Origin of the sequence: Paenibacillus puerhi, from assembly GCF_009846885.1 — a bacterium.
Taxonomy (GTDB): Bacteria; Bacillota; Bacilli; order Paenibacillales; family NBRC-103111; genus Paenibacillus_G; species Paenibacillus_G puerhi.
Window position 1 is genome coordinate 41338 of record NZ_WUWM01000028.1, and the last position, 12751, is coordinate 54088.

Below are 12751 nucleotides of genomic sequence, written 5' to 3' on the forward strand. Positions count from 1 at the left end.
GTTCCTTATGGAAAGTCAGAACAACAAAGTTAAGAAATTTTTATTCAAAGTCGACATTCTTATCGAGGAAGAGACGAACGGGCGTGCCTTAGAATCGCTCCTACATGTGCTCAATTCAAATAAATTTGAGGACTACCAGATTAGGGAAGGCATTGAGCTGGGGAGGAAAATCGAGCAATCGTTGAAGGAAACGATCTTGCAAAGGCAGACGAAAGCTCCGGATTCCCGGGCCACGGCCAACAAGGAAGCAAAGCCGGCCGTCGAACCGGCCAAGGAATCCGCATCTGCCGGCAACTCGCTCCCGGCAAGCGATCAGCATCGTCAGATATGGGAGGAAATGAAACGTTTTCAGACGGACAATACGTTAATTCGTCTTTATGTCATCAAGGCCATGGGCGTCAAGCTCAGCATGCCCTGTAGAATCATTAACATCGATCCGCCTAGCGGCAATCTGTCGGTCTATCATGTCGATGAAAAGAAAGTTTACCTGCTGAAGATTAATGAAATCGACGATTACGAAATCCGGTGACGCCTATAAGATATGCTCATAGCTGGATGACTCACGGCAACCGTTGATCGGCTGCCGTTTTTCTATGGCATGCGGCTTATCATCAGCTGCTGGACCTTCTGGACAGGCAGAGGCGGACTGAAATAGTACCCTTGGATTTCATCGCATTGGTTTCGGTGCAAAAATTGCAGCTGCTCCTCAGTCTCCACGCCCTCCGCAATCACCTTCAGACTCAGATGGCCAGTCATGGCAATAATCGAAGCTACAATAGCCGCGTCGTTCGGATCGGTCATGATATCCCGGACGAAGGATTGGTCAATCTTCAGCTTGTCGATCGGAAATTTTTTCAGATAGGAAAGCGAGCTATAGCCCGTACCGAAGTCGTCGATGCTGATCTTTACTCCCAAACGCTTAAGCTCATGCATCTGCTCGATCGCATATTCCACATCCATCGTGCAGCTCTCCGTAATCTCAAGCTCCAATTGATTCGGATCGAGGCCCGTCACCTTGAGCACCTCAGCCACGCGCCCTGCCAGATTATGCTGAAGAAATTGCCTCGTCGACAAGTTGACCGAGACCGGCGGAGGGGCATAGCCCGCATCCTGCCACTCCTTGTTCTGACGGCAAGCCTCCCTCAGCACCCACTCGCCGATCGGGACAATCAAGCCGGATTCTTCGGCGAAAGGAATGAAATGTCCCGGCGAAACAAGCCCACGCTCCGGATGAGCCCAGCGTACCAGCGCTTCGAAGCCGACTATTCGCCCTGACTCGATGTCCATCTGAGGCTGGTAATGCAAGAGCAATTCCTCCCTCAGCAGCGCCTGGCGCAGCTCCCGTTCAAGCGTAAGCTTCTCCAGAGATGCCGACTTCATCTGGCTGTTGAACAGCTGATAGTTATTGCGCCCTTTCTCTTTGGCGCGGGTTAGCGCCATGTCTGCGCACTTCATCAGCTCCTCGGCGCTGTTCTCCTCTTCCGTCATGAGAGCAATGCCGATGCTTGCCGTCACATGGAGCTGATATTGCCCGAGCGTAAAGGGCTCCTCCAGCACCCGGCTGAGCGAATTCGCCAAGTCGTGGACATGTTCTGCTCCCGCGCTCTCCGGCCATCCGGCGAAGAACAAAGCGAATTCATCCCCCTCCGTCCTTGCGAGGAAGTCATTCTCCGTCATGCAGCGGGTAAATCGCTCCGCCACTTGCAGAAGCAGCATATCTCCGTAATCATGTCCGAATCCGTCATTCACCATTTTAAATCGGTCGATATCCAGGAAAAATACGGCGAGGCGTCCCGCTCCGCCCGCGGCAAGAACGGCTTCCAGCTGTTGCAGGAACATTCTGCGGTTGGGGAGTCCCGTCATATCGTCATAATAAGCCATATGGCGGATTTGCTCTTCCGAACGCCTGGTTGAGGATATATCATTGCAGATCACGACGATGCCTTTGATAGCCGTCCCTTGCTTGATCGGTACGGCCGTGGTTTCCACATCGACGCGATAGCCGTTTTTATGCAGGATGGCCGATCTGAACGAGCGGGTCATTCCCTTCAGTGTTTCAGCGAACACCGCCGTTGTCGACTTCAGACGGTCGGGTACCAGGTAGTCCCGCACCGGCCTCCCCCTTACTTCGTCTTCAGAATAGCCCAGCATTTGCGATGCGGCAGCATTCAGCTTTACAAGGTTGTTATCCGTGTCGAGGATGACAACGCCGCTCGGGTTGTGCTGGTATAACGCGCCCAGCAAGGAATGCGGGTCATGTATGGTTTCTACGGCCGAATCGATGCGGGAAGGCAGCGCTTCTTGAGGCTTGTGCGGCGCCCTCTGCCTTGCTACCCGTAATACGGCTCCTAGCCGCAAGGATGTCAGCAACGCGGCCCCGCAAAGCACAGACACAACGAACGGTGCCAGGAATAGGGACAGGAGCAAGCTGCTTCCCGTCAATACGGGCACTATCCAGCCATATGGCGGACTTAATTGCCCCCTGTCCTCTCGACCTGAATCCTTTGTCCTAAACATGGATGTCCTCCTCTGAAAAAAGCGCCTTTTTACCCATGCTTACCGCCACCCCGTGGGGCTACGAGAACAAATTCTACGACACGCTCATCATTTCCTGCCAAACCAACGAAAAAGGGAAAAGTGTGTCGGAATACACAAAAAAAATCGGCAGAATTGCCGATTTTGTCGTTGGTCGCTTGGGGGAATATGGGATGAGCTCTACTTCCAAGCAGCTATCGCCAAACTCAGCCACCCGATCAAAAAAGCAACGCCTCCGATCGGCGTTATGGCCCCCAGCATTGTCATATCTAGCATGCTCAGCGCATACAAGCTGCCTGAAAATACGATGATCCCAATAACCATGGACCACCCAGCCCAGGCTAGTGCCCGGCGTTGCCCCAGACCGATCGAAGCCAGCCCCACGCCTATAAGGCCTAGAGCATGCATCATCTGGTACTGTACGCCGGTTTGAAAGTTAGCCAGCCTAGCCGCGCTAAGAACGTCCTTCAAGGCATGGGCGCCAAAAGCTCCAAGCGCCACCGACAAGAAGCCGAGTATGCTTCCCCACACTACAAAGGTTCGATTCATTTAGTATTCACCTCCATCTTTCTTTTCTTCCCTTATCATAAGTCATCCTTCTAGGCTGTGCCAAATCAAGGCATGCTATCACCTTAAAAAACCGGTCGTCCTCCCTTTGGGGATAACGACCGGTTGTCTGCCTTCGGGCAAGCAAGCTTTAAGTCAAGCCGATGTCATGCTGTCCGACGATTAGCGTAACGGGCTCTAGAAATGCCCGCAGCTTAGCCGGCTTTTGAATCAAATCGATCTCAATATCGACAACCTTATACCGCTGGTGCTTGCCTTCGCGCTTATCGAACACAACTTCGAATTGCTTGAGTCCTAATTGATAGGAAATAACGGAAGAACCGATGGCCATCGCAGGAATTTGGAACTCCCCGTGTTCGAATAATACCTCCGTGATGATCTCCTCATTCATATCCACGATTTTTACCGTTTGACAAATTTTATAGTCCATGGCTATTCCTCCCCGGTCGAACGCCTCGCCATACGGCTCCAGACCTATTTTTCATTTTCTTATCTAGGACAGTACGACATTTTCTTCCAAAACTCCTGCTTGACGTCCTAGATTTATTGAAAATCGTTCGCATGAACGAACAACGAGCTGACAAGGAGGATCTTAATCCGCTTCTCTTCCATATATTGAACCATATGAAGGTCTGCCACATACACTATAACCATCCACTGGCAGGAGATGAGCGCATATGAGCAAAAACAAGAAAGCCAAAAAAAACACCCCGGTCAGCTCGATCGACAAAAATCAGTTTAACATGAAGGTCGTGCTTTCAGACGTTTGCGCCCGATGCCGCAAATGCGATCGCGGTGTCCGATATCTGGAGAAGATGGCGGTTCCGGGAGCCGTCGGCAAAGGCGTGCCTTGCATACTGACAAGAGGTAAAGCATACGTGTGACTATACGCAGGAAACGACTCAGCTGCCGCCTCTTCTGTTAATCGGAGGTCCTTGCTGCCGTTTCCTGCAGCTCGAATGTCAGCTTGAAAGAGGTTTTCCCCGGGGAAGAGGCGCACGTAATATCCCCCTTGTTTTTGCGCATAATCGTTCTGCAGATAGCCAGTCCCAGCCCGGTGCCTTCTACCTTGTCCGTAACAAAGGGCTCGAACAAGGTATCCATCATGTCTTGACGAATAACCGGCCCGTTATTGGAAATCTCAATGATATAGGCTCCCCCCTCGCTGAAGCCTTGGATGACCATTTGCTTTGGATTCTTGACTCGGCATAAAGCGTCCAGTCCATTGTTAATGACATTGGATATCACCTGTTGGACAGCCAGCTTCTGAATCCTCAGCTTGGCGGAATTCTCCACACTAACGGCCAGATGCACATTTTCACTGACAAACCGTGGCTCCAGCAGCGATATCACCGAATCCAGCAGCTGCTCGGCCGTCATGTCCACCGCGGCTTCCTCCGCTACCCGATTTTTGGAAAAGCTCAAGAAGCCGGTGATCTGCATGTTGATATTTTCAAATTCACTTTCAACAATAGAGAGGTACTGAAGAGTTTTATCCCGCTTGTCCTCAGGCAGCTGCTTTCGGATCAGCTTCAGAAAACCGAGGATCGAGGTCAGCGGGTTACGTATTTCATGGGCCATGCTGGCAGCCATTTTGCTGATCAGGTCCAGCCTTTCGTCACGGAGCTGCGTGATCACTTCCTTGTGATTCTCCAATTGGCCCGTTGTACAAGCTACATATTCTTGAGCTATCATCAACGTGAATCCGTCAAGCCTGTCAAGCAGAGCCGATAGCAACGGCAAGCTCCAGCCGTTACCTGTTTCCCGCTGGTTTTCAAATGCACGAAGCAGCGAAATGCGCCAGAACATACTGCTCTTGAAAATATGATCAAGCGGAATACCGTTCTCAATCAGTTTCTGTGTCCAGAAGCTGACCAGGTGCCTGATGGGATGCTCAACTAATGGACTATGTATATCACACATATAATCGAAAAAAATGGCTGAACCGCCGTTAAATACTCCCCTCTGATAGAAAGATGGAAATTCATCCGTCATCATCTTGGTCCATTCGCCGATAATCTCGCTCCGGCACCTCTTCAGAAAATTGAGCCCCAACTCGTCGTCATTCATGCCATGTTCCACCTTGATTGGAATAAAGTGATGGCTTACAAGTTCGACATCTGCGGCACGGATTCCTTCGAGACTAAAGACCTAAGGTGAATACACGAGGGCTTGCGCGGTTTATCAACCGGCGTTTTTTCGCCAAACCACATGGCCACATATACGAACATTTGTTCTTTACATATCCTTCAAAAATGCCTATACTTAGGAAAACCGACTAGCTCAGTCCCATTCCTATTTTTATCGAGAGGGCATGTGTGAGATGGATGCAGATAAACGTATATCCAGAAGTATACCTAGTATTACACCGCATGATGAAGCTTTTAAGAAACTTCTGCAAACTTTTTTCAAGGAATTTATTGAATTGTTTTTTCCTGAATTGGATCTATTGTTGGATCATAGCAAGACCCGTTTTCTTATGCAGGAGCTGCTCGTAGACATTGTTGGCGAAGAGTCGCGCAATCTAGACTTGCTATTGGAAACCCGCTACAGGGCATTGGACGCACAAATCCTCATTCACTTCGAACCGCAATCGTATAAGGACACGGAATTTCATGAAAGAATGTTTATTTATTTCAGCCGATTATTTGAGCGGCATCGCAAGGAGCATAAGCTGATTATTCCTATTGCCGTGTTTACATCCGAGGAGACGAGATCGGAAAAGAATTCATTTTCGATGTGTATTCCCGGGCATGAGATTTTACAATTTCAATTCCTTAAGGTGGAGCTGCGAAATATTCACTGGCGGGCATTTATCGACTCCGACAATCCTGTTGCTGCTGCGCTACTGGCCAAAATGGGTTATAATAAGCAAGAAAAGCGTGAGTTACGCTTTGCCTACTTACGTATGCTATTAAGACTCCAAAAAAAGCTGGATCATGCGCGGCTAGCACTCATCATGTCTGTAGCTGACTTATACTATAAGCCTGAAAAAGAGGAAGAAGAAGCTTTGCTTAGAGAACTTCATGAACATTATCCCGAGGAAGGTGAATCCATCATGGAGCTTATGCCTGCTTGGAAAAAATGGGGGTACGAGGAAGGCAAGGAAGAAGGTAGGGAGGAAGGTAAAGAAGAGGGCAGAGAAGAAATTATTAGAAAACTTCTGCTCAAGGGCTTTTCACCTGAGGAACTGGCGAAGACGATCGACCTGCCGGTTGAAACGATTCGGAAGCTCTCCAAAAATTAAACGTCCTGCTCTAGCTTGACTCCCAAAAGGCTGCCTACGGCAGCCTTTTGCCTTCCCGCCTAACCGTCCAAGCCGCTCCATGCGACCGGTCTGGAGAGCGAAGTCCTCCAATAATACAACGCTATAGACGCCAGCATCGCGGAGCTGATCCAGACCGTAACCGACGCATCGTAACGACTCGCTATCCATCCTCCGATAAGCGGTCCGATCATCACGCCTAGGCCCTCGATGCTGGACAACACGCCCCATCCTGTCCCCTTCTGATCCGGAGGTACAAAGTAGGACATCAAAGCATTCCAGGCCGGCAGCACAGCCGCATAAGACCCGCCTAGCAGAGCAGCCATAAGCATGGTCGCATAGAGATGATTAGCCGAGAATAGCAATCCGAGTAATCCTAGCGCAAGCGCCCCGAATCCGAAGACCAGAAACCACTTATGCCCCCACTTGTCGGACAAGCGTCCCAAAGGAATCAGACAAAGCGTCGTTACCGCACCGCCCGCAATAAGAACCAGCGAATATTGAGAATAGCTTAGCCCCAGATGCTGCCTCGCTAGGGTCGGCAGAATGGGAACGAGCAGCCCTGCTGCTGCCGTTTGCAGGATCATCCCCGGCACCAGCGGCTTCATCGCGAACAGCTTCAAGCGAAGCTGAGCCATCTGTTCCCCGAGCGTCAAGGTTGGGATAGGCTTTAGCTTTTCGTTCCAGCTCAGTGCAATCAACCAACCTATAGCATAGATCGCCGCAAGCAGCCAGAAGGTGAGCCGATACCCGTAGTCGATCACAAAATTAACGGCCACGGGGCCAAGCCCCAGACTGGCAAGCCACACCGTATAGATCGTCCCCATCTGGGAGCCTCGCTGATCTTCATGGATCGAGCTCAGACAGATGAGCCAGATCGGAGATACCCCTAATCCCATCAGAGCGGCCCCCATGATCAGCATCCAGGGCTGCTCGCTGAAGAAAGCCAGCCATAGGCCCACAAATCCAATGGCGAGCGAAACATGCAAGATGGCTTTAGGAGGGAAGCGGTCCAGCAAATAGCCGGCTATCGCCTTAACGGCCGTATCCGCCACGTAGTGAACGGATATCGCCAGACCGACGGCTGCTACGGAAATGCCGAGGTAATCCGCCGCATAGGCGGGTAAAAATGAAATAACAAAGGCGCTCCGAACCATCTCCGTGAAGAACAAGATCATGGCCAAGCGGATAAAAGAAGAAGTATATAAGGATGCTTTACTGCGGTTACCTTTCATGCTTACCCCCATCATTCGAATCTCAAGCGCTCGATCCTTTCCACTTGGGCGTCTTGGCACGACCGGCAAGCATGCGGAGCACATCGGCAACAATGCGCTCGGCGGCATAGCCGGCCTGCAAAGTGCCTGCACGCTCTCTAACCGTCCGGTTAAGCGCCTCATCGCTTAACAGTGCTTCAGCATGATGAAGCAGCTCCGTCATATCATTAGCAATAAAGACGATACCCTGCTCCGACAAAAAGCCTGCATTCTCTTTTTCCTGTCCGGGAAACGGCTTGAATACGACGACAGGCACACTGACATGAATAGCCTCGGAAAGCGTAATCCCTCCTGCCTTCGTGATGACGCAGGAAGAGGCGTTCATCAGCTCGTGAATATGATCGATAAAGCCGTACAGACGGACGCGGGACTCTCCGGCAAAGGCTTCCTCCAATTCATCCTTCAGCTTTTGATTTTTCCCGCACACCACATTAATGTGCACATCCGAGATCCCCAGGAGCTGCTCGATCATTTTCTTCGAATCCCGGAGCACGCCGTAAGCCCCGGCCATTATGAGCAGCGAACGCTCCGGCACAAGAGGCTTCTCGGCCATAGCCATATAGAACGTATCGCGGATCGGAATTCCGCTCACGGTGATGATATGCTCCGGTATCCCTCGTTCGATCATGGTTTGCCGCAAATGCTCGGTTGCCACAAAAAATTGGTCCGGAATCGAATAAATCCAACGATTATGAAGGACGAAATCCGTCACAATCGTAAACGTCGGAATCGTGATGCCGCGGCGCTTCAATTGCTCCGAGATGCCCCCGAACGGGAAAGTGCTGATGATGATATCCGGCCTCTCCTTCAAAATGACGTTCATCAGCTTCCGGATTCCCAGTATGTTCAGACATTTGGCCAGCAGGCTATCCGGCCTCAGATCCCTCGTCAAATAGTAGCTCCATCCATAATAATCCAAGCCGTAAGAGGATAAGGCTCCGCTGTTCATATACAAAAATCGGGTCACTCTGTTCATCAAGGGATGCGCTTCTTGAAATAAATCGACCACGCGTACGCTTTGGAAGCCGTACTGCTCAAATTTATGCTTGAGCACCCGGGACACCTGCAGGTGCCCGTCACCGTAGCTCGCCGTAAGGATCAAGAGGTTTCGGGACTTCTGCATAGCCTGACACACCTTTCTATGATTGAGGGATGTACCGGTTCATAAGCTCTTTTCTCGAAATGGCAATGATCTTCGGCACCAGGAGCTCCGAGTTGATTTTCATTCTTTCTTTCCCTTGGGGATGAATCACGTAAAGCAGAAAGCGCAAATAAAGCCGGGTCGCATAAGAGTACACGCCTTGCGGCAAATCCAGGACGGTAAAGCCTAGCTTCTTCGTCCCCCGATGAATAATACTGATGCCATAAAGTCCCTTGACATCTCGATAAGCGGGATCAGTCTGAAGCAGGGACATAATCTGCGGCATCAGCAGCTCGGTACGACGCACAAGTTGAATAGCCAAATGCAAGGAACTGCTAGAGCTTGTGCCCAGCTGATAAAGCAGATGATTATCCAGGTGAAGCTCGGCAATTCGATCCCCGTGCTGAATTTGCTCGCCGTCCGCCAGCACAAGGGTTTGCTTGCCGCGGTATTCCGTGATACGCAGCTGAAGAAGGGTGTTGCCTGTATCCACCGGCTTAACCTGCATAAGCTTCACGAAGCTGCGCTCCCAGCACATCCATATCCAGACAAGCAAACGCTTGGCGAAACCGACAACCGTAGCGCCCCCTGTCAGCTCATCCACCCGCAGGTAGCGGTATCCCCGCTCCTCCAGCTCGTCGATTACCTCTTCGAGCGCGCGCAGCATGTACCCCGGCGCATCCCGGTCCGCACCGAACGTATCCCCGCTGTCATGCAGCAGGACAATCGAGCCGTCTCTGATCCGGTCGAGTAGAACCGTCTTCATCCGGTCCGTCCCAATCCGGCTGCGCCAGTCCTGAACCATGACCGACCAGAGCACGATCGTATACCGCTTGCGGAGAAAATAATCGAAGAGGTTGATAATCCCCCAAGGGGGGCGGTAATAGACGGGCCGTACCCCTGTAATGGACTCCACAATATCGGCCGAACGTTCGACCTGACGCCGCTGCACGGTCCAAGGAAGCATCAGCCAATTGGACATATGATTGTAATTATGAATCCCAATCAGATGCCCTTCCCGATGCATGCGCAGGATAAGCTCAGGGTACTCCTGAGCCTTGGCGCCAAGGATGAAAAAGGTCCCCTTAATCCCCCGCTTGCGCAGCAAATCCAAAAGCAATGGGGTGTATACGGGATCGGGACCGTCATCGAACGTAAACGCTACTTCCTTGCTCCCTTTCCCTTCACGCATCACCCCGATGCCAAACACACGTGTCATTATCCACGGCAGCACCGTATACAAAGCTAACACGAACATGAATACAACCGCAAGATTCATCTCCATCATGCTACCTCCTGAGAACAGCCTTCCCCGTTGCACAGGAATATATTGCAGCTTCAAGCATTCGCATATATGGCTTGTCGGCTCTCCTGCCAAACTGGGCCCTGATAATCCCGGGCGGTGCCCAGAATCGAATCTAGAGCATGAATCGCTCCTTTCTTCATGGTACCCAGCTTTGCTCTATTTTTCAACGCTAATAACGATGTTTTATTGGTTAATAACCCCAATAGCTTCTCCTGAAGCTCCTCGGCGTTCTTCGCCTCGAGCGCTGCCCCCAGATTAACCAAATACGAAGCGTTATCCTGCTCTTGGCCGGGTATGGGCTTATAGAGCAGCATCGGCAGCTCCATCGCCAGCGCTTCCGAGACGGTCAGTCCGCCCGGCTTGGTGACGATTAAGTCGGATACCGCCATCAGCTCATGAATATGATCGACAAAGCCGACTACGGTAACGCTTTGCCGCATATGCATGAACTCTTCTTCCAGCTGCTGCCGCAGCTTATGATTACGCCCGCATACCAGAATATAACGAGCGGCAGCTGCCTTCCTCTGCAGCTTAATAAGCGATATAAGCTCTCTCCCGATCAATCCATGCCCGCCGCCCATGACAAGCACCGTGGGCACATTACCCTTCACGCCATGACGCTCCCGCAGCAGCTCGCGATCCTGCCTCTCGCAGAAGGACAAGCGGATCGGAATGCCGGTAACCGAGATCGAGCCGGAGGCAACCCCGTATCGCAGCAGCGCGCTGCGCACTTGCTCCGATCCGACAAGATAGCGGTCCGTACAGGGATGGACCCAGTAGCTGTGGTCCGTATAATCGGTCATCACCGTTACGGTAGGGAGGCTGGTCATCCCATTGGCCTTCAGCAGGGACATAGCGGCGGCGGCAGACGGAAACGTACTTACGACGATCGTTGGCTGCACCTCGTCCAGCAGCTTGAGCATGCGGGCAATGCTAAACGATTTGATACGCTTGAACAGGTTCGACATGATATTCGGGTCGCGGGTTTTGCGGTACAAGTAGCCGTACATCCCCGGCAAGCTTTTCACCCATTGCATGTAACAGAACTTCCCTACCCCATGCAGATAAGGATGTGTCCACTCCAAAAAATCAACGGTCACGACGTCCACATCCGGACGAATGATGCGAGAAGCTTCCAGTATCGCTTGGGCCGCCTGATTGTGCCCGTCCCCCAAAGCGCCTGTCAGCAGCAAAATTTTAGGTTTGTTGATCTTATTCATTTGATAAGCCCCTCTTTCGCTTCTACGCTTATTCACCCGGTGCGGTATTTCGCTCTCTTTATAAATTACCGTTTTATACGGCAAGAAAGTACGGACCCGCGAACTGTTTTAGACCTGGACCTAAGTCGAGGTCTTCTTCACAAGCAAAAGCCCCTTCCGGAGGAAGGAGCTTTAACGTATATCTATGCCAGGCCGGTTCGTTTATGACATCAAAGTATGCCTGGCTCTGATTTCTTCTCTAGCCTGGTCATTCATTTTGGCGGGAGTCCATTTCGGTTCCCAGACCAGCCGCACTTCAGCCTGCTTCACCTCAGGCACTTGAGCGGCGGCCTGCTTGACATCCGCCACGATCTGGTCAGCAAGCGGACACTCGGGGATCGTCAAAGTCATCTCGATTACCGCATGGCCCTGTTCGTCTGCGGTTATTCCGTAAACAAGTCCCAAATCCACAATATTGACCCCGACTTCGGGATCTATCACTTCCTCCAACGCGGCCAGAATTCGATCCTCCGTTTTCATGTCTACCTCCTTCTTATGCCATGCCTAATGTTATCTATGTTCAGGATTAGCCATGGCCGAGGGAATTATGAAGGAAGTATGTTGAAACACTACCGGGATGAACCGCTCCAAGCGAAGCCTACGCCATCGAGGAAGGCTCGCGCAATCGCCATATGGCCCGTTAAGTCGGGATGGACGCGATCCCAGGCAAGGGAGGCCGGATAGCGGTGAGCAAGCAGCGGCGCAAGCGCAGCCTGGACGTCGACCAGAACCGCATCATGCCGTGCTGCCGTTTCCTTCACCACCTGCCCGTACTCGTCCATCTTGCCGCGCATGGCATCCTCCGGATTCGGCTCGATATAGAACGGAGTCAAGAGGATGATTCCTTTGACCTGCGGCTTCGTGACAGCCACAAGAGCGTCCAGCGTTTCGCGGTATTCTTCCATATACACATGCGACTCCGTAATCTGAGGCTGGTCGAACTGGCGCCACACATCGTTGATTCCGATCATGATCGAGACCCAATCGGGCTTCAAATCCAGCACATCCGTATCCCATCTGGCCTGCAGATCGCGTACGGTGTTGCCGGAGATTCCCATATTGACTATCCGCACCATCAGCTCCGGGTACGTCGATTGGAGAAGCGCATTCACAGCCGATACATATCCGCTGCCGTAGGCATCGTTTCGGCCTTCGCCATATGGCCGCTTGCGTCCGCAATCCGTAATCGAATCTCCGATCATGACAAGCTTATCGTGCTTCGCAAATAACAAAACAATCCTCTCCCCTGTGCAATCGTTTACTTCGCATATTGTACACCTGCGCTTTACCGCATTCAAGTAAAACAATCAATTGTCGCAATTCGGTACCCTCATGTCGCTGGAGCTCTTGCCCGCTGCATGCTTTTCCCTCATTGAGCCTGTGCCCCTTTTAGGTTATGATGAG

13 protein-coding genes are annotated in these 12751 nt (G+C 51.6%); 3 read left to right on the forward strand and 10 right to left on the reverse strand.

What is annotated here, in order from left to right:
• The first annotated feature begins 7 nt into the window (after positions 1–7).
• Positions 8–529, forward strand: coding sequence for a hypothetical protein (locus GSF01_RS22200; RefSeq protein ID WP_159887490.1), 522 nt, complete (start codon positions 8–10; stop codon positions 527–529).
• Between the two features lie 62 nt (positions 530–591).
• On the opposite strand, the gene GSF01_RS22205 is transcribed toward GSF01_RS22200, so the two are convergent.
• The 3 genes from GSF01_RS22205 to GSF01_RS22215 all read right to left on the reverse strand — a co-directional run bounded on the left by GSF01_RS22205 (position 592) and on the right by GSF01_RS22215 (position 3532).
• A complete protein-coding gene (locus tag GSF01_RS22205) occupies positions 592–2517 on the reverse strand; it encodes a putative bifunctional diguanylate cyclase/phosphodiesterase (protein ID WP_159887491.1) in 1926 nt (641 codons plus the stop codon).
• Positions 2518–2715: 198 nt separating this feature from the next.
• Entirely contained in the window at positions 2716–3084 is a 369-nt protein-coding gene (locus GSF01_RS22210) for a DUF423 domain-containing protein (protein ID WP_159887492.1), read from the reverse strand.
• 148 nt (positions 3085–3232) lie between these two features.
• Positions 3233–3532: a hypothetical protein gene (locus GSF01_RS22215; RefSeq protein ID WP_159887493.1), complete on the reverse strand. Its 300-nt coding sequence runs from the start codon at positions 3530–3532 to the stop codon at positions 3233–3235.
• A 247-nt stretch (positions 3533–3779) separates the two neighbouring features.
• Here GSF01_RS22215 and GSF01_RS22220 point away from each other — a divergent pair, with 247 nt between their 5' ends.
• The gene (locus GSF01_RS22220; protein ID WP_159887494.1) at positions 3780–3986 is read left to right on the forward strand and encodes a hypothetical protein; all 207 of its coding nucleotides are present in this window, start codon (positions 3780–3782) and stop codon (positions 3984–3986) included.
• 37 nt (positions 3987–4023) lie between these two features.
• Here the strand turns inward: GSF01_RS22220 and GSF01_RS22225 are convergent, their stop codons facing one another.
• Complete coding sequence (locus GSF01_RS22225) at positions 4024–5172, reverse strand: two-component system sensor histidine kinase NtrB (RefSeq protein ID WP_159887495.1); 1149 nt, start codon at positions 5170–5172, stop codon at positions 4024–4026.
• A gap of 253 nt (positions 5173–5425) precedes the next feature.
• Here GSF01_RS22225 and GSF01_RS22230 point away from each other — a divergent pair, with 253 nt between their 5' ends.
• Positions 5426–6349 carry an Rpn family recombination-promoting nuclease/putative transposase gene (locus tag GSF01_RS22230; protein WP_159887496.1) on the forward strand — a complete coding sequence of 308 codons (924 nt, stop codon included), beginning with the start codon at positions 5426–5428 and terminating at the stop codon, positions 6347–6349.
• Between the two features lie 59 nt (positions 6350–6408).
• Here GSF01_RS22230 and GSF01_RS22235 read toward each other — a convergent pair whose 3' ends face one another.
• The 6 genes from GSF01_RS22235 to GSF01_RS22260 form a co-directional block, all read right to left on the reverse strand.
• Positions 6409–7602, reverse strand: a complete 1194-nt coding sequence (locus GSF01_RS22235; protein WP_159887497.1) for an MFS transporter — start codon at positions 7600–7602, stop codon at positions 6409–6411.
• Between the two features lie 22 nt (positions 7603–7624).
• Positions 7625–8764 carry an MGDG synthase family glycosyltransferase gene (locus GSF01_RS22240; protein WP_159887498.1) on the reverse strand — a complete coding sequence of 380 codons (1140 nt, stop codon included), beginning with the start codon at positions 8762–8764 and terminating at the stop codon, positions 7625–7627.
• Positions 8765–8780: 16 nt separating this feature from the next.
• On the reverse strand, positions 8781–10070 hold the full coding sequence (locus GSF01_RS22245) for a polysaccharide deacetylase family protein (protein WP_159887499.1): 1290 nt from the start codon (positions 10068–10070) through the stop codon (positions 8781–8783).
• A gap of 50 nt (positions 10071–10120) precedes the next feature.
• Entirely contained in the window at positions 10121–11308 is a 1188-nt protein-coding gene (locus GSF01_RS22250) for an MGDG synthase family glycosyltransferase (RefSeq protein WP_159887500.1), read from the reverse strand.
• A 201-nt stretch (positions 11309–11509) separates the two neighbouring features.
• A complete protein-coding gene (locus tag GSF01_RS22255) occupies positions 11510–11827 on the reverse strand; it encodes a metal-sulfur cluster assembly factor (RefSeq protein ID WP_159887501.1) in 318 nt (105 codons plus the stop codon).
• Positions 11828–11916: 89 nt separating this feature from the next.
• Positions 11917–12579, reverse strand: a complete 663-nt coding sequence (locus GSF01_RS22260; protein ID WP_159887502.1) for an SGNH/GDSL hydrolase family protein — start codon at positions 12577–12579, stop codon at positions 11917–11919.
• Between the last annotated feature and the right edge of the window lie 172 nt (positions 12580–12751).